Origin of the sequence: Thermopolyspora sp. NPDC052614 (assembly GCF_040678635.1) — a bacterium.
GTDB lineage: Bacteria > Actinomycetota > Actinomycetes > Streptosporangiales > Streptosporangiaceae > Thermopolyspora.
Genome location: NZ_JBFATZ010000020.1, coordinates 87,091 through 103,820, shown reverse-complemented (window position 1 = coordinate 103,820; position 16,730 = coordinate 87,091). Strand labels below are relative to the sequence as shown.

Below are 16,730 nucleotides of genomic sequence, written 5' to 3'. Positions count from 1 at the left end.
CGATCCGTTGTCGCTATGGAGTCGGTGACCAGCCGTTGATCCCGTGGTACGCCGCGCCTCCGTTCGCTGTAGTGGATGCTCCACTTCAGGGGGGTGTGAACGCGTGCGTGTTCGCGGCCGTATTGGCCTTTCGCGCTGGGGGATCCGTTGTCCGGACCACCGTGTCGAGTGGGGGAGGCAGCTCAGAATTCTGTAGTGCTCACTACAGGAAGAATGACACAGTGACGCGCGACACCACAAGGGTTGAACCGGAAGTGATTCAGGGCTGTTTTCGCAGGTGAACGCCTATGATCACGTTTTTGGGCACGCGAAAAGCACCCTTATGCCCACCCCCGGTCTCGGCGGGGTCAGAGGCACAGGGTGCGGGCCAGGCGGTTGGCGGCGGTGCGGGCCAGACGTGCGTGGCGTTCGACGGTGCCGACGATCTCCTTGGTGGGGCCGACGAGGGAGATGGCCGCGCGGGCGCGGCCGGTGTGGTCTCGGATGGGCGCGGCCACCGAGCTGAGGCCGTGCTTGGCCTCGTCGGTGTTGACCGCGTAGCCGATGCGGCGTATCTCGGCGAGTTCGCGGTTGAAGTGCGCGGCGTCCCGGATCGAGGAGCTGGTGAGGCGGGTGAAGCCGGCGGCGGCGCGGGCGCGGGCGACCATCGGGTCGAACGCGGCGATCACCTTGCCGGAGCCGGTGCAGTGCACCGGCAGCCTGCGGGCGACGCCGTGGAAGGCGCGCACGTCGCGCAGCGTCTGCAGCCGCTCCAGGTAGACGATCTCCGCGCCGTCGGCCACGGCCAGGTGCACCGTGCAGCCGGTGCGCTCGCGCAGCTCCTCCAGCATCGGCAGGGCCGCCTGGTGCAGGTCGGTACGGCTCAGCGCGAGCTGCCCCAGCTCGTACAGGTGGAAACCGAGCCGGTAGTGCCCGGTGAGCGGGTTCTGCTCGGCGAACCCCCGCGCGCACAGCGTGGTGAGCAGCCGGTGCGCGGTGCTCTTGGCGACGCCGAGCCGACGCGCGATGTCGGCGACGCCCAGCTCCTCGTCGGTCATGAAGCAGTCGAGCAGGTCCAGCGCCCGCAGCACCGAGCGCAGCCCGCCGTCGATCTCGGCGACCCGGGACGGGGGTGACGGATCGGGCGAGTCCGGCGACTCCACAGCGGACGTCATGACGCACCTCCACCGCACTGCCGTTCCGGCCGGTCAGCGGCGATCGCGGGTAACACGAGCCGCACAAAGGGACATTTCCATGTGTTTGCGCAGGATGCAAGGCATCTGTGCCGCTCAGTGGCACGGCGGAGAGTAAAACCCCTACGCCCGGATCGGCGCTCGCCCCCTCCCGTCTGAAGTCTCCCCTACCACGTGACTTCGCCGGTTCGCGGGCTCACGGAAGGCGAAACGGTCGACGCGGAAGACGACGAGGCGCCGGGCTCGGAGGCGGGCCGATTCCGAGCCCGGCGCCCGCGACGGCCGGAGGCGTACGAGGCGGGCGTCGCCGATGAGGAGGGTCCAGAACGAACCAGGTCGCACCAGGACGAATCAGAGGTCCGTCCACCCGGCCGATCCGGGAGCGCCGTCCACGCCGGCGGCCCGCCGCCTCACCGCTTCAGCAGCGGGCTGCGCACCGCCCGGCCACCGGCCCGGTCCGAGGCGTCGAAGAAGTCCTCGCGATAGATGTCGCGGGGGAACAGCCGCTTGGCCATGAGCGCTTTGATCGCCGCGTCCACCATCGGGGGCGGGCCGCACACGTAGGCCACATGTCCCCGGTAGGTGTCGGCGTCCCCGGCCATCACGTCCGTGACCAGGCCGGAACGGTAGCCGGACGCGTCCTGTTCCGACAGGCAGGGCTCGTACCGGAACCGCTCGGGGTGCGCGCGGGCCAGCTCGCGTAGTTCGTCGACGTTGTACATGTGCGCGGCGGTGCGTCCGCCGTGGTAGAGGGTGAGCCGCCGGTCGGCGTCGCCCTCCAGGACGTGCCGGATCATCGACATCAGCGGCGCGAGCCCGGTGCCGCCCGCGACGAGCACGGCCGGTTCGGTGCGCTCGGGCCGCCAGAAGAACCGCCCGTACGGGCCGCTCAGCGACACCTCGTCCCCGGCCCGCAGCGACGAGAAGATCCACCCGTCGCTGGCCAGGCCCCCGGGCGTACGCCGTACGTTCAACTCGATGCGGTCGGCGCTGGACGGCGGCCCGGCCATCGAGTAGCTGCGGTCGGCCGCCGAATTCGGCACCCGCACCGTCACGTACTGGCCGGGGTTGAAGGCGATCGGCCGGTCCAGGTCGAGCAGCAGCCGCCGGGTGTCGGCGGCGCAGTCCTCCACCGCGGCCACGGTGGCGGTGAAGTCCCGCACCGGGTGGGTGGTCACGCCGGGCTCCACCTCGACGTCGCCCTCGACGACCACGTCCGAGCGGGGCCGGGCGCAGCACAGCAGGGCCTTGCCCTCGTCCCGTTCGAAGTCCATGAGCGCGAACGACGACACCTCGCCGTGGTCCACCTCGCCGTCGAGGATCTCGGCCTTGCAGGTGCCGCAGGTGCCGTGCGTGCAGGCGTGCGGCAGCCAGATTCCGGCGCGCAGGCAGGCGTCCAGGATCGTCTGGTCCTCCCGGCAGTCGATCCGCTGCCCGAGCGGCTCGACGGTGACGCGATGCGTCCTCGGCATCGTTCTCCTCCTCGCGCCCGCCCTCCCCTTGGCGAGGCGTCGGTGTGGGTTTGTCGCGTGTGGGTTAGTCGCGTGTAGGTTGTCGCGTGTGGGCGAGGCGGACCGGACGGGCGGATCCCGGCGGGACCGCCCGTCCGGATCGCCCCGCGTCAGGTGAGCACCGAGGTGAAGCGCTCGTTGAGCTCGCGGCTGATGTAGAAGATGCCCTTGGCGAGCTGGTCGGTGGTCCAGTTGATCGTCGGGAAGTCGGGGTAGGTGATGTAGCCGCCGGAGAACACCTCGTTGCGGTTGCCCGACGGGTCGAAGAAGTAGATCGTCGTGCCCCGGGTGATGCCGTGCCGGGTGGGGCCGATGTCCACCGACACGTCGTCCATCGCGAACAGGTCGCCCGCGCGCAGGATGTCGCTCCAGTCGTTGAGGTAGAACGCGAAGTGGTGCAGCTTGGCGTTCGGGCCCTTGATGACGGCGATGTCGTGCGGGGTGTTCGTGCAGAACATCCAGGTGCCGATCACCTCGCCGTCGTCCAGGTCGGTGACGACCCGCTCGGAGGTGCCGAAGTCGAGCACCTCGGCGAAGAACCGCTCCACCAGGCCCGGGTCCTCGGCGGTGATGAGCGCGTGGTCGATGCGCGGCACGCCGACGCCGACCAGGTGACGCGGGAACGGGTTGGGGTTGACGGTGCCGGTCTCGGTGCCGACGACCTCGATCTCGTTGTACAGCTCGACCACGTGGTCGGACGGCAGCACGATCCGCACCCCGTCGCCGACCGCCAGGTTGTCGCCCTTGCTCATGCGCTCGGTGATGCAGCCGAACGCCTGGGCCCGCCGCTCGTACTCCGACAGGTCCTCGGGCCGCTGCACCTTGTAACCGAGCTTGACGAGCCCGACGCCGCCCTCCTCAAGCACCACCGAGTGGTGGTCGTACTCGTCCCACGCCTTCAGGTGCAGCCGGGCGTCCTCCTCGTGCACGATGCGCATGCCCAGCGTGTCGGCGTAGTGGGACTTGGCCTCGTCCAGGTCGGTGACGCGGGCGTGCACGTAGCCCAGTCGCATGACTCCCATCACGGTTCTCCTTGCTCTTCGGTACGGGGGGTGGGCCCGTCGGTACGGGGAATGGCGCCGGCCAGCTCGGCCAGCATGGGCGAGACGCAGCGGAAACGGGCGTTCCCGGCGAGCCGGATGACCACGTCGGTCACGGGCACGGCCCGGCAGGTGAGGCACGGCGGGGCCGCCGGGTCCGTCGCCGGGGGCAGCGCGTCCTCGGCGATCGCGCCGTCGTAGGTCACCTCGCCGGAGGTCACCTCGGCCGCGCACAACCCGCAGCCGCCGCGCCGGCAGCCGATGCGGTAGGCGTATCCGGCCCGGTACAGCCCGGCGAGGATCGTCTCGCCGGGCCGCAGCGGCACGGTGACCCCGGCCACGGTGACGCTCGCCGCCGGATCCGGCGAGGAGGGCGCCCCAGGGGAACGCCTCCCCGCCGTGGTTCGCCCGTTCGAGACGGGCGCGGCCGGTCCGTCGCCCGCCTCGGCTGGAAGCAGCGAAGTCACTTAGACCTCGAACTCGATCAGGCTCTTGTGCCCGACGCCCAGCTCGGCGAGCGTGGCGTCGCCGCGCGGGTCGAGGGGGCGGCCGTCGAGCACCCAGTTCCGGGGGGTTCCGGGCGTGAAGGCCGGGTCGGAGGACGCCCACGGCTCGACCATGCCGGCGACGAAGTCGGCCCAGGTCATGGCCTTGGGGGCGCGGAAGCAGGCGGCGGAGCAGAACATCATGTTGCCGCGCCACAGCACGTGCACGAGCTGGTCGTCGCCGTACAGCTCGGCGCGGGAACGCGACGGGAAGTCGTAGCCGGGGGCGAAGGCGCGCACGCTCATGTCGATCAGCCCTCCGTCCCGTGCCAGCGCAGCCAGTTGGCCTGCTCGGGCGAGCCCAGGTACTCGCCGTTGTCGCCGTCGGTCACGCCGTACCAGGCGAGGACCTCCGGGACCGACGGGCCGCCGCAGTTGCCCTGGTAGATCTGGTGCACCGGCAGCCACGCCTGCACGTACTTCTCCGGTTCCCGGTCGAAGATCCACTTGCAGCCGTCGGAGCAGAAGTCGAACCGTTCGCCGCGGAACACCGAGTGCCGCTGGCAGATCGTGGTCGGGTCGCCGGGCTCGGTGAACGCCATCGGGATCTGGCACGTCTGGCACAGCTGCGGCAGCCCCTGGAAGTAGAACCGGCCGCCGCCCTGCTGGATCTCGCGGGCCCGGTTCCACAGCGGGGCGTAGTAGCGGTCGAACGTCTTCGGGTACTGCGCGGCCAGCCACTCCATCTCGTACGGCTCGGGCACCGTGGTGGTGAACGCGGCGGCGAAGGAGAACTGGTAGAGCACCCAGTACACCTGGTGGGAGACGAGGTCCTTCTCGTCGACGGCGTGCTGCACGTGGCGGGGCGGCTGGATGCCGTAGTAGGCGAGGTCGGGGAACAGCCCGCCGAGCATCTGCTCCTCGAAGTAGAGCTCGAAGGCCTCCTTCCAGCTCATCACCTTCTTGGGGAGCATGTAGTCCATCATTCCGGCGACGAGCGTGGCCAGGCGGTACCCGCGCCAGAACCACTTGTCGATCCATTCCTGGACGATCGGCACGTTCCCCTCGTCCTGCTCGAGCAGGAACTTGATCGCCTCCAGGCCGAGGGTCATGTGCCGGCTCTCGTCGCTCTGCGCGGAGAAGCCGAACGTCATCGACGGCAGGTCGCCGTTGAAGCTGGCGCCGCTCATGAACGGCACGAACAGCAGGTTGGTGAGCAGGTACTCGAAGCTGAACGAGATCGCGATGAGGAACTCGAACGGCCCGGCCGACAGCGCGTCGTCGAAGAACGACTTGGGCACCGACAGGTACCACACCCGGTCGTGCATCTTCGCGAAGCTGTGGAAGCCCGGGTAGTAGCGGTTGTAGCCGGACAGCGTGTGGATCTGCGTCTGGGCGTGCCGCAGCTCGTCGATGCTCTGGCACAGCGCGGCGAAGCGCGGCCCCGCGCCGTCGAGGTGGCGGGCGAGGAACATGAAGTGCCGGTGCGCCTGGTACTCCAGCGGGGTGACGCCCTGCAGGAACAGCTTCATCGCGTTGAGGTAGCGGGCGTCGGACAGGGTCAGGTGGCCCTGGCTCTGCGCGAAGCCGTCGAGCACCGCGTACAGGCGGCGGTCCTTCTCGGCCTGGTACTTGTGGTAGGCGTCCACGGTGAGCCGGAACGGGTCCTCCCACTTCGACCAGTCGTGGATCTTGATGCCCTCGAACTCGGTGTACGGGAAGACGGTCTTGGCGGGGACGTAGGTCGGCTCCCAGTGCAGGTCCCTGGTGAGCGCGGCGTAGCGCTGCTTGAGCGGAAGTTTCTTCGCCATGGCGGTTCAGGGGCTCCTCAGTGACTCCACTTGATGACGATCTCGTCGTCGTCCCATTCCTCGACCCGGCCGTAGTAGGAGACGATGGCGAGCTGGAACTCGTGCGTCTCCCACGGGCGGCCGAGCAGTTCCTCCACCGTCTCCCGGCGGATCACCAGCGCCCCCGAGGTCTGGATCTTGATGAGTCCGGGCAGGTGGCGGACGGTCGCGTCGGGGTTGTCCCGCTGGATCGCCTCGACGACGTACCTGGTCTCCTCGCTGCTCTGCTGGAGGTCGACCCCGACGGTGCGGGGGCGGCCGGTGGCGGCGGTCATGCGCTCTCTCCTGCGTCGATTCCGGCGGCGGCGAGGTCCTGGCGGGCGTGTACGGCCAGCTCGCCGGCGGCGTGGTGCGCCCCGGTCGGGACGATGGCGTCGGCGGCCTCGGCGAGCGCGGCGACGGCCTGCTCGGCGCGGGGCAGCCAGGCGCGGGTGGCGGCGGCGAGGGCCTCGGCGTTGGCGGGGCCGTGGCCGGGGTCGGCGGTCCAGGCGCGCAGCAGGGCGTCGAGCCAGCGGCGCTGGTCGGTGTACCAGGCGTGCAGGTGCTGCGTGGACAGGCTGAGCGCGGTCTGCCCGGCGGCCAGCGCGGCGCGGTCCAGGTGCCGGTAGAGCAGCGGGTACAGCAGCCGGTCGGTCAGGTCGATCGCGTACGTGGCGACCGCCCAGTCCGGTTCGGCGAGGGCCTCCTCCGCGTAGCGGCGCAGCGGCTGCAGCGCGGCGTCCTCAAGCCAGCGCCTGCGGGCTTCCTCCAGCTCGGCGCCGATGCCGGCTGTCCCGGTCGCCCCTGTGCCCATCGCCAGGCCGATGCGGCTGAGCGTCTGGGCGTTGCCGATGCGGTCGAACGCCGCGTACGACAGGCACTGCTCGACGCTGGTGCCGTACGCGAACCGGGCTCCGGCCACCGAGACGAGCTGCGCGGCCCCTTCGTAGTGGCGCATCGGCAGCAGCGCGGCCGTGGTGAGCTTGCGCCAGGCCGGGGCCATCGCGGCGAACAGGTCGTGGTCGTCGATGTAGTCGAGGGTGCGGGCGAATGCCTCGAACATCAGCGCCCGGGTGGTGACGTACGGCGCGTAGTAGTACTGCCGGGGGTCGGTGAAGGAGTAGGGGTCGGTGAGCTTGAGCGCGGAATGGTCCGGGTCGTACAGCTCGTGGTCGGGGTCCCACAGCGGCCGGTAGTGGAAGTGCTCGGTCGCCTGGAGGCCGATCGTGCCCTCCTCGTATCGGGAGGCGGGGCGGTCGCCCAGCCGGTCCACGAGGTGCTGGAAGGTGGGCCGGAGCGGCTCGATCACCTGTGTTCGAAGCTCGTACTGCACGGAATGTCTCCTTCAGGGGGTGGCGCCGATCCGCCCGGCCGGGACGGGTCCGGCCAGCAGGCGCAGGATGAGGGCCTCGACGTCCTCGGGCTCCGCCAGCTCGACGGCGGGCTCGCCGGAGGATTCGGCGTCGGCGTCGGCGTGGGTGTCGGGTACGTGGGGTGCGGTGTCGCCGGGGGCGTTCTGGTCCGGTGTGATCCAGCGGAGCCACCCGCGGGTGACCCCGTCGGCGTAGGTGGTCCGCACCCGGGCCTCCCGGCCGCGGACGCGCAGCACGAACTCCAGCGCCCCCTCGCCCGGCTCGTCCCGCAGTTCGATGCGCTCCCGGATTCCGGACGGTCCGGGCAGCTCGGACAACACGGCGTTGGCCTCGCAGACCAGTTGCTCGGCGAGCGACCTGGCGGCGACCTGGCGCTCGGTCCCGGCTCCCACGGATCTGGGCCGGGAGCGCACGGTACGGGGCGGCGCGACCTCCCCCGCGCCCCGGCACGTCTCGGCGACGGCGACCATGAACGGCGTCATGAGCACACGATGGCGACCGCGCCGCCCCCGCCTCGCAAGCGTTCCTCATCGCGGAACGCCCGCCGCCCCAGGACGGGCGCGGCGGGCGAGGACGATGGGGGCGGTGGGGTCGGGTCAGACGGGCAGGCCGGTGGACTCCCGGTCGAGGGACTTGCGCAGCCAGGCGACCGTCTGCTCCAGGCCGGTGCGCAGCGACACCGGGGCGACGTCCGGGAACAGGCGGCGCAGCAGGGTGCCGGCCACGGGCTGGGAGTTCCGGATGTCGCCGGGGCGGGGCGGCTCGTGCCGGATGTCGACGGGTACGCCGACGACCTCGCCGACCAGGTGGGCCAGCTCCAGGAGGGAGACCCGCTCGCCGAAGGCGAGGTTGACCGGGGCGGGGCAGGTGACCCGGCGGACGACGGCGTCGGCGAGGACGCGGGCGACCGTGCCGACGTAGGTGAAGTCGCGGGTCTGCAGGCCGTCGCCCTTGATGCACAGCGGCCTGCGGCGCAGGGCCGCGGCGACGAAGGTGGGCACGACGGCGGCGTGGGGCTTGTCGGCCCGCTGCAGCGGGCCGTACACGTTGAAGAAGCGCAGCGCGAGCGTGGGGAGGCCGAACCCCGCGCCGTAGGCGAGCACGTAGGCCTCGGCGGCGAGCTTGCTCGCGCTGTACGGGCTGAGCGGGCGGGCCGACAGGCCCTCGGGCTCGGGCAGGCCGGAGACCGAGCCGTACACCGAGGAGGACGAGGCCGCCACCAGGTGAAGCTCCTTGCGGCTGCGGCAGACCTCCAGCAGGCGGACGGTGCCGGTGGCGTTGACGCGATGGCTGAAGGCCGGGTCGTCCATCGAGCGCGTCACCGACGGGCAGGCGGCCAGGTGGACCACCGCGTCCGCGCCGTCGAGCACCTCCTCCAGGTGCTCGCGTTCGAGGACGCTGCCGCGCACCAGCCGGACCTCGCCGCCGGAGGTCCCGAGGGCCCGGACGGCGCCGCCGCAGTCCTCAAGGGCCTCGTCCTTCAGGTTCTCCGCCGAGCCGCTGCTGAGATCGTCGAAGGCGACGACCTCGGAGACGCCGGGCCGCATGGCCAGCTCGCGGCAAAGGTGCGCTCCGATGAAACCGGCCCCGCCGGTGACCACGACCTTCATCGCCACTCCCTTCATCGCCACTCCCCCGCGTCGGGCAGGCCCGCCGGACCCGGCGGCTCGTCCGTCGTCGCGAACGGGCCGCGCATATCCGGGGACGTCAAATCTCTGGTACTCCATAACCACTTGAACGACTTTTTTGGCACGGTCACGGACCGTATCCTGGAAGTAACTTTACCGGCAACCGATGTCTCGCGACGATTTTCTCGGTAAGAGGCCGACGATCGGTTCAGTGCAAACCATGACATCCATCACACCCGCCCCGAACAGGTCATATCAAGCTATAAAACGCGCGAACAAAACAAGAAAGAAATTAATGAAAAGTCGCTATCAAGGCGGCAGGAATCCGTCGATGAGCGGCACAGCCGAGCGGTCATAATTCTTCGGTACGCGCCGGCCACCGCCTGGCCGCCGAATCGCATTCCACGGCGGAATCCGGCCACCGCTCAACGCGGCGGATCCCCGCCATGCGGCCGCCGTACGGCCACCTACGGCCATGTACGTCGGGCGGTGGCGACCGGATGGCACTGGAGGACGGCACCGCACGGCACCGGGCGGCCCAGGACGGCACCGCACGGCGAGCGGCCACCGGGACTGGCCGCCCACACCTAGGCGAGGGGTCTCGATGCACGTATTTGTCAGGAACGCCGCCCGGATCACCTGTGCCGCCCTGGCCGCCCAGCTCCTCTGGCCGACACCGCCCGCCGCGGCGCACGTGCGCCGAAAGGTGCCCTGCCGCGCCTCGGCCCTGATCGAGGCGATCGCCGCGGTCAACGCCGTCAAGCGGGGCGTGCTCATCCTGTCCCCGTTCTGCGACTACGTCCTGACCAAGGCCGCCTCGACCGGCACCCACGGGGCGAACGGCCTGCCGATCGTCGACGCCGACCTCACGATCCACGGCCGGGGCGCCCGCGTCACCCGGGCCGCGGGCTCGCCCGCCTTCCGCGTCATGGAGATCGCCGAGGGAAGGACCGTCAAGCTGATCAGCCTGACGGTCAAGGGCGGCGACCCCGGCGCGCACCCCGGCGGCGGCATCCTCGTCCGCGGCATGCTGACCATGCGGACCGCCGCCGTCCAGGGCAACACCGCCCAGCAGGGCGGCGGAATCGCCAACGACGACGGCCGGGTGGTCCTGGTCGACAGCGCGGTCGAGGGCAACGAGGCCCGCGACGGAGGCGGCGGCCTGGTCAACGACGGCGAACTCGACACGATGCGCACCCGCATCGCCTTCAACCGCGCCCGCACCGGCGGCGGCGTCCTCAACGAGCTACGCGGAGTGGCGACGCTCCGCAACACGACCGTCAACGGCAACACCGCCCGAACCCGCGGCGGCGGCCTCCACAACGCCCCCGGCGGAATCTCCCGCCTGTTCAGCACGGTCGTGGAACGGAACTCGGCCCACGACGCCGGCGGCGGCATCTTCAACGACTTCTTCACCGGCGCCGTCCGCCTCTCCGGCAGCACCGTGACCGCCAACACCGCCGGATCCGCCGCCAACTGCGCGCCCGTCTACAGCGTCGCGGGGTGCGTGAACTGATCTTTTCGCCCCGAACGCCGACACGCGTACGACACCACGACGCCGGTCGCCGAGGCGTCGCGATCCGCCCTCACCCGGGCGCGCGGGCGTGCGGCTGCGCGGGTGTGCGAGCGTGGGGGTGGTCGACGCTACCGGCCGGTGGCCCCTCCCCCACCGTCCGACCGGGGTCGCCGGGACGGTGGGCACCGGCTCCAAATCCTCCATGAGACGGCGCAGGATCGCGAGGGTCTCGCGAGGCGGCGCGGTCCGCCCGCGCCCGGGCGCGCGTGCGCGTTTCGACGCTACCGGTCGGTGGCCCCTCCCCCGCCGTCCGACCGGGTCGTCGGGGCAGCGGGCACCGGCTCCAGGTCCTCCATGAGACGGCGCAGGATCGCGGGGGTCTCGCGAGGCGGGGCCGCGTTCACGCCCAGCCAGTTGAGTACGTCCCAGAAGCGGGAGGTGTCGGCGGGCTTGTCGTAGTACACGCCGCCGCCGAGCTGCTCGCAGTAGACGACGTCGGGCACGATGTCGGCCGCGGAGCGCAGCACGGTGATGGGACGCCGGGCGGAGGGGTTGTGCGCATTGGTCAGCGGCATCACCTGGACGGTGACGTTGGGCAGCGCGGCCGTCTCTGCCAGGTGGGCGAGCTGGCGGCGCATCGTGGCCTGGCCGCCGACGCGGCGAAGCAGCGCGCCCTCGTCGATGACGGCCCACAGCTTGACGGCGCCGGGCGAGGCGAGGATGCGCTGTCGGCGCATGCGCAGCGCGACCCGGCGCTCGATCTCGCTCGCCGGGGCGCCCGGGTGGCCGTGGGCGATGACCGCGCGGGCGTACTCGGGCGTCTGCAGCAGGCCGGGCACGAACTGCAGCTCCCAGGTGCGGATGACCTGGGCGCTCTGTTCCAGGCCGAGGAACGGCTCGAACCACGACGGCACCAGATCGGCGTACTCGTGCCACCAGCCCGGCGTGTTGGCCTGTTCGACCAGTTCAAGCAGGACGGCACGATCTGCCGCGTCGGTCACGCCGTACAGCGTGAGCAGGTCCTCGACGTCGCGGCGTTTGAAGCCCGACCCGCCGTTCTCCAGCCGCCGGATTTTCGCGCCGGAGGCGCGGATCGCCTCCCCCGCCGCGTCCCGGTCGATTCCGGCGCTCTCCCGCAGCCGCCGCAGCCGCGCACCCAGCAACACCCGCGCCGCCGTGGGCCCAGGCGGGAATACCTGCAGTGGATCGCCCGATCGGCCGTATTTGGGTTGCGCTGGGGGCATGCACGCTCCCGGGAGAAGTACGTCGTGATGTGGTCCCGCAAGTTTCGCACAATGGCATGCCTCGCCGAAGACGGTTCTGACTACAGTTACCGAAGGTCCGGTTACCGCTGGTTCATGGCAATTCCGAAGCCCCGCGTTCGGCCGGTGAGCGTCGGCGGCCCGCCCACGTGGCCGCAGCGAGGTCACCACACACGCGTAAGCCCTCGGCGACGGCCGTCCGGTCGCGAGGCCCGTCACCGTCCGGCTCCCGGAAGCGGGTGAGCCGCGAGCGCGGGTCGGCGGTTCCTTTTCAGCGAGGGATGTAGCAGCAGCGCAGGCCGGTGTGGACGGTGGCGCGCAGTTCCTCGCCGATGACCGGGTCGGCCTCGGCGACGCGGGTGAGGGCGCGGCGGATCGCCTTGCCCACGGCGATCCTGGCGCGTTCCTCGTCGTCGGTGAAGCGGCGTGCGCGCCCGGCGAGGCCGGTGGCCGCGGCGAGTTCGGCGATCAGCCAGTCGCGTTCGGCGCGCAGGGTGGCCGCGCGGTCGAGCTCGTTCATCGCCTCGAACTCGTCGATGTCGGCTTCGAGCTCCGACAGCCTCCGCTTGTATTCGCGCTTGGCCACCTCGTCGAGGACGGGCTGCGCCGAGCCGCCGGCGTCGCAGAAGGAGGCGTCCGTCAGGCCCGGACCGGCGGCGAGCTCGGCGGCGTGGATCTCCCGGCCGGGGTTGGCGATCAGGGTGGCCAGGTGCCGCATGCCGACGCTGTGCCCGACCAGTACGCTGCGCCCACCCAGGGTGAGCCGCCACTGGCGGCCGTGCCGTTCGCAGCGCGTCGGCTCGCCGGGGTCGGCGGCGGGCCGCGTGGCGGGCTCGCCGTCCTGTTTCACGGCCGGGGGCAGCGTCATGCCCAGTGCGGCGGCCTCGGTCTCGGCCCAGCTCAGCGCCTTGCGCGCCTCCGGCGACGACGGTCCGAGCCGTACGGCGAGCGCCTGCCCGAGCCGCCACCGCGACAGCACCGTGGCCGGCCAGTGCCCGAGCGCCAGGTTGTCGCCCGCCGCCTCGCGCAGGTGGTCCACGGCGCGGTCGACATCGCCCATGGCGAGCGCGGCCATGCCGAGGGCGTGCCGTACCGAGCCGAAGCAGGCCACGCCGAGGCTGGTCACGACCGGCAGCCCGGCGAACGGCGTCAGCAGCGCGTACACCTCGGCGGCGACGTCGGCGTCGCGAAGCAGGTAGGCCGCCTCGGCCACGCCGAACATCGTGGTGAGCCACGTGCTGTTGCGGGGCAGCGCGGTCAGGCTCCGGCCGCGCAGCCGGGCCAGCGCGCTCAGCGCCAGGCGGTGCTCCCCCGCGTTCGCCGCGGCGACGGCGAGCCCGGCCAGGTAGGAGTTGTCGACCGCGCTCAGGGAGGGCGAATTCACCATGTCGGCCAGGAGCGGCAGCAGTTCGGTGAGGCGGCCCTGGAACCAGCGGATCGCCGCGATCTGCCCGCCGTACCAGCCGGTGGCGTCGATGTCACCGGCCGCCGCGCCGCGGTCGGCGCAGTCGCCGGCGAGGGTCTCGGCCTCGTCGAACCGCCCGGCGCGGATGGCGAGCATGACCTCCATCGCGCCGACCACGAACCCGGCGGCGAGGTGGTCCTCCACGGCGAGCATGCCGCGCAGCTCCTCCAGGGCGCGCTCGGCGTGCGGGTCCCCGGCGAGGAACAAATCGGCGGTACGCCGCATCACGCCCATCACCAGGTCGCCGCGGCGGCCCGTCTCGACCGCCGCGCCGATGAGCCGGTCGACGAGCTCCAGGCGCAGCCGGTCGTGGTCGGGGCCGAGCACGCAGTGGTGGGCCAGGCTGAGCGTCTCGGCGAGCGCGACCGGGTCGCCGGCGCGGCGGGCCTCGTTGACCAGGGCGAGGATCGCGGTGTGCCGCCCGGTGCGGTAGTCCTCCTCGCCGGTGACGCGTGCGCGCAGGCGCAGCGCCAGCACCGAGTCGGGCGGGGTCAGGGAGAGCGCGCGGTGCTGGCGGGCGCGGATCACCGCGGCCTCGCCCACGCTGCGGTGCTCGTGCACCCACACCCCGCCGAGGCCGAGGGCGGCCCGGGCCAGCGCGGGGACGTCGCCGCGCTCGTCCGCCTGCCGGTACGCCTCGTCGAACCAGCGGCGGGCCGCCTGCAGGTCGCCCTGGGTGTACAGCGCGTGCTCGCCCGCCAGCAGCGACAGCTCGGTCTCGTCATGCCGCGCGGCGCCACCCACCTCCAGGTTGATGGTCACCGACTTCCTCCCCGTCCCATCGCTCACGCGAGCCTCGCGGTGATCACGCCGCGAAGTGCTGCAGATGCGTAAATATGCACATTCACTAGTCACCGTGATAGGCAGCGCCGCTTGCACGTCCCTTGAGCGACGCTTTCAGGACCGGCCGACAGGGGAGAGACGGCGACGACCGGCGAGCAGGACGGGCCGGTCAGGGGAGTTCGGCGAAGCGTTCGACGTTCTCGGTCTTGCCCGAGACGATGATGACGTCGTCGTAGGTCAGCTCGGTCTCGGCGCTGGCGTAGGTGAACTCCTCTCCGGGGCTCTTGACCGCCACGACCGTGACGCCGTACTTGCGGCGCAGGTTCGTCTCGCCGAGCGGCTTGCCGACGAAGTCCTTCGGCGGGCGGGTCTTCACCAGCGCGAAGTTCTGGTCGACCTCCATGTAGTCGAGCAGCCGGCCGCTCACCAGATGCGCGACGCGCTCGCCCATGTCGTGCTCGGGGGTGACCACGTGGTGGACACCGATGCGACTCAGGATGCGCCCGTGCTGGCGGCTGACCGCCTTGGCCCAGATGTCCTCGACCTCCAGCTCGACCAGGATCGACGCGGTGAGGATGCTGGCCTCAAGGTCGCTGCCGATGCCGACGACCGCCCGGTAGAAGTCGGGTACGCCGAGCTGACGCAGCGCCTCGGCGTCGGTGGCGTCGGCCGTGGCGATGTGGGTGATCCGCCCGGCGAGGCTCTGCACGACCTTGGGGCGGTGGTCGATCGCGAGCACCTCGGTGCCCCGCCGCGTCAGCTCCAGGGCGAGCGAGCTGCCGAACCGGCCGAGCCCGATCACCACGACCGGATCGCTTGTCTTGTCAGCCAACGATCACTCGCTCCTCGGGTAGTTCGTAACGCCGGGCGCGCTCCTTCAGGGCGAGGGCCGAGCCGAGGGTGAGCGGCCCGATCCGGCCGACGAACATCAGCAGCACGAGCAGCACGTGCCCGGCCGGGGTGATGTCGGCGGTGATGCCGGTGGACAGGCCGACGGTGGCGGCGGCCGAGACGACCTCGAAGAGCACCCGATCCAGAGTATGCGGGGTGAGCACAAGGACGATATAGGTGCAGAACGCGATCAGTCCCGCCATGATCAGCACAAGGGCGAAGGCCTGCCGCTGAGCGCCCTCGGGCAGCCGCCGGTTCCCGATGTTCACCCTGGTCTCGCCGCGCAGCTCGGCCCAGACGGTGAACAGCAGGAGCCCGACCGTGGTGACCTTCACCCCGCCCGCGGTGCTGGCGCTGCCTCCGCCGATGAACATCAGCATGTCGGTCACCAGCCAGCTCGACGGGTACATCTGCCCGACGTCGATGGTGTTGAATCCGGCCGAGCGGGGCTGGACGGCGGCGAAGAAGCCCGCCAGCAGCTTGTCCGCATCGTCCAACGGCCCGAGCGTGCGCGGGTTGGCCCACTCGGTCACGGTCAGCAGCAGCGTGCCCAGCACCAGCAGCACGAGCGTCACGCCCAGGGTGAGCCGGGTCAGCAGCGACCACCGCCGCGGCTGCCGCCACGAGCGCATCAGCTCGAACACCACGGGGAAGCCGAGCCCGCCGACGATGGACGCGAACGCGATCGTGAGGCAGATCCACGGGTCGGCGACGAACCTCACCAGGTTGTCCTTCCACAGCGCGAATCCGGCGTTGTTGAACGCGGAGACGCCGTGGAAGACGCCGTAGTAAAGGGCCTGGCCGAACGGCTGGCCGTACCCGAACATGAACCGGCCGGTGAGCACGACCGCCACCACCGCCTCACCGGCGAGGCTGAACAGCGCGACGTTGCGCACCACGCGGCGGACGTCGCTCACGCTGAGCGACTTGGTCTCGGCGGCGGCGAACAGCCGGGCGCGCAAACCGATCCGGCCGGAGACCAGCACGGTGAACAGCGTGGCCAGGGTCATGATGCCCAGACCGCCGATCTGGATCAGCAGCGTGATCATCAGTTCGCCGAACATCGACCAGTGCTGCTCGGTGTCGACGATGACCAGGCCGGTGAGGGACACCGCGGAGGTCGCGGTGAACAACGCGGCGACCCAGCCGGCCGACTCGCCGGAGTCGGTGGCGATCGGCAGCGCCATCAGGCACGTGCCCAGCAGCACGGCCGCGCCGAAACCGGTCGCGATCACCTGGGTGGGGTTCTGGAACCGGTCCAGCAGCCCCGCCCAGCGGGACTGTCTCATCGCACGGCTCCCGTTACGCGCCTCATGATGGGGATCTCGGCGTACGGACACTCATGGCGCGGAGCCCCCGGTGGTGACGACCGGGGCCGATCGGCCGGGGGTCGGGGGTCGGGGATGCGGCGGGCGCGCCGGTGGCGATGACGGGCACGAGACCAGAGGATATCCCCGTTGACCCGCTTTGTTGCCCCCTGCACCCTGATGTGTGACGGGTTCGCGAAATCGGGTCGGGCGACCGCCGGATCGCGTCTCGCGCCTCAAGGGGTGACGACCGGACGGAGCCGTCGTCCGTGATGCCACGTCCGCCATGCCGCGTTTGCCGTCCGGCCCAGATCGCTCGCTCAGGGCTTCCTGTGCAACTTCGATCATGAATCAGCACCGGCGATGATCCGTTGCCACGCCGCCCACGCTCTCCGGCGGCTTCCGCGCGCCGCTTCGTCCACCCTGACGCGTGGCGTACGACGGTCCGTGCGCCGGATCACGTAGGAA

At 71.2% G+C, this 16,730-nt stretch carries 15 protein-coding genes; 1 reads left to right on the top strand and 14 read right to left on the bottom strand.

The annotated features are described in order from the left end of the window. Positions 1–347: 347 nt before the first annotated feature. From AB0K60_RS31190 to AB0K60_RS31145, 10 genes are all read right to left on the bottom strand, one after another. Positions 348–1,154 (bottom strand): IclR family transcriptional regulator, encoded by an 807-nt coding sequence (locus AB0K60_RS31190; RefSeq protein WP_364063222.1) that lies wholly within the window; start codon positions 1,152–1,154, stop codon positions 348–350. Between the two features lie 428 nt (positions 1,155–1,582). Beyond that, positions 1,583–2,644, bottom strand: coding sequence for a 2Fe-2S iron-sulfur cluster binding domain-containing protein (locus tag AB0K60_RS31185; RefSeq protein WP_364063219.1), 1,062 nt, complete (start codon positions 2,642–2,644; stop codon positions 1,583–1,585). Positions 2,645–2,793: 149 nt separating this feature from the next. Next, the gene (locus AB0K60_RS31180; protein ID WP_364063216.1) at positions 2,794–3,705 is read right to left on the bottom strand and encodes a catechol 2,3-dioxygenase; all 912 of its coding nucleotides are present in this window, start codon (positions 3,703–3,705) and stop codon (positions 2,794–2,796) included. Continuing rightward, positions 3,705–4,190, bottom strand: a complete 486-nt coding sequence (locus AB0K60_RS31175) for a 2Fe-2S iron-sulfur cluster binding domain-containing protein (protein ID WP_364063214.1) — start codon at positions 4,188–4,190, stop codon at positions 3,705–3,707. The genes AB0K60_RS31180 and AB0K60_RS31175 overlap by 1 nt, the downstream gene beginning before the upstream one ends. Then, positions 4,191–4,514, bottom strand: a complete 324-nt coding sequence (locus AB0K60_RS31170; RefSeq protein WP_364063211.1) for a phenol hydroxylase subunit P4 — start codon at positions 4,512–4,514, stop codon at positions 4,191–4,193. A 5-nt stretch (positions 4,515–4,519) separates the two neighbouring features. Next, complete coding sequence (locus tag AB0K60_RS31165; RefSeq protein WP_364063208.1) at positions 4,520–6,019, bottom strand: YHS domain-containing protein; 1,500 nt, start codon at positions 6,017–6,019, stop codon at positions 4,520–4,522. Between the two features lie 17 nt (positions 6,020–6,036). Beyond that, positions 6,037–6,333, bottom strand: coding sequence for an MmoB/DmpM family protein (locus AB0K60_RS31160; RefSeq protein WP_364063205.1), 297 nt, complete (start codon positions 6,331–6,333; stop codon positions 6,037–6,039). Further along, positions 6,330–7,370, bottom strand: coding sequence for a phenol 2-monooxygenase (locus AB0K60_RS31155; RefSeq protein ID WP_364063202.1), 1,041 nt, complete (start codon positions 7,368–7,370; stop codon positions 6,330–6,332). The genes AB0K60_RS31160 and AB0K60_RS31155 overlap by 4 nt, the downstream gene beginning before the upstream one ends. Before the next feature lie 12 nt (positions 7,371–7,382). After that, entirely contained in the window at positions 7,383–7,892 is a 510-nt protein-coding gene (locus AB0K60_RS31150) for a hypothetical protein (protein ID WP_364063199.1), read from the bottom strand. A gap of 114 nt (positions 7,893–8,006) precedes the next feature. Continuing rightward, positions 8,007–9,035 (bottom strand): NAD-dependent epimerase/dehydratase family protein, encoded by a 1,029-nt coding sequence (locus AB0K60_RS31145; RefSeq protein WP_364063196.1) that lies wholly within the window; start codon positions 9,033–9,035, stop codon positions 8,007–8,009. 607 nt (positions 9,036–9,642) lie between these two features. On the opposite strand from AB0K60_RS31145, the gene AB0K60_RS31140 reads away from it, so the two are divergent. Beyond that, entirely contained in the window at positions 9,643–10,554 is a 912-nt protein-coding gene (locus AB0K60_RS31140) for a hypothetical protein (protein WP_364063193.1), read from the top strand. A gap of 281 nt (positions 10,555–10,835) precedes the next feature. Here AB0K60_RS31140 and AB0K60_RS31135 read toward each other — a convergent pair whose 3' ends face one another. From AB0K60_RS31135 to AB0K60_RS31120, 4 genes are all read right to left on the bottom strand, one after another. Further along, positions 10,836–11,720, bottom strand: a complete 885-nt coding sequence (locus AB0K60_RS31135) for a helix-turn-helix transcriptional regulator (protein WP_364063190.1) — start codon at positions 11,718–11,720, stop codon at positions 10,836–10,838. Positions 11,721–12,087: 367 nt separating this feature from the next. Next, positions 12,088–14,043 carry a hypothetical protein gene (locus tag AB0K60_RS31130; RefSeq protein ID WP_364063187.1) on the bottom strand — a complete coding sequence of 652 codons (1,956 nt, stop codon included), beginning with the start codon at positions 14,041–14,043 and terminating at the stop codon, positions 12,088–12,090. Positions 14,044–14,233: 190 nt separating this feature from the next. After that, on the bottom strand, positions 14,234–14,896 hold the full coding sequence (locus AB0K60_RS31125) for a TrkA family potassium uptake protein (RefSeq protein ID WP_364063184.1): 663 nt from the start codon (positions 14,894–14,896) through the stop codon (positions 14,234–14,236). Beyond that, a complete protein-coding gene (locus AB0K60_RS31120; protein WP_364063181.1) occupies positions 14,889–16,244 on the bottom strand; it encodes a potassium transporter TrkG in 1,356 nt (451 codons plus the stop codon). Before AB0K60_RS31120 ends, AB0K60_RS31125 begins: the two co-directional genes overlap by 8 nt. Positions 16,245–16,730: the final 486 nt, after the last annotated feature.

Coding starts and splice junctions, on each gene's coding strand:
- AB0K60_RS31190 (WP_364063222.1), bottom strand. CDS start 1,154: ATGACGTCCGCTGTGGAGTCGCCGGACTCGCCCGATCCGTCACCCCCG.
- AB0K60_RS31185 (WP_364063219.1), bottom strand. CDS start 2,644: ATGCCGAGGACGCATCGCGTCACCGTCGAGCCGCTCGGGCAGCGGATC.
- AB0K60_RS31180 (WP_364063216.1), bottom strand. CDS start 3,705: ATGGGAGTCATGCGACTGGGCTACGTGCACGCCCGCGTCACCGACCTG.
- AB0K60_RS31170 (WP_364063211.1), bottom strand. CDS start 4,514: ATGAGCGTGCGCGCCTTCGCCCCCGGCTACGACTTCCCGTCGCGTTCC.
- AB0K60_RS31165 (WP_364063208.1), bottom strand. CDS start 6,019: ATGGCGAAGAAACTTCCGCTCAAGCAGCGCTACGCCGCGCTCACCAGG.
- AB0K60_RS31160 (WP_364063205.1), bottom strand. CDS start 6,333: ATGACCGCCGCCACCGGCCGCCCCCGCACCGTCGGGGTCGACCTCCAG.
- AB0K60_RS31150 (WP_364063199.1), bottom strand. CDS start 7,892: ATGACGCCGTTCATGGTCGCCGTCGCCGAGACGTGCCGGGGCGCGGGG.
- AB0K60_RS31145 (WP_364063196.1), bottom strand. CDS start 9,035: ATGAAGGGAGTGGCGATGAAGGTCGTGGTCACCGGCGGGGCCGGTTTC.
- AB0K60_RS31140 (WP_364063193.1), top strand. CDS start 9,643: ATGCACGTATTTGTCAGGAACGCCGCCCGGATCACCTGTGCCGCCCTG.
- AB0K60_RS31120 (WP_364063181.1), bottom strand. CDS start 16,244: ATGAGACAGTCCCGCTGGGCGGGGCTGCTGGACCGGTTCCAGAACCCC.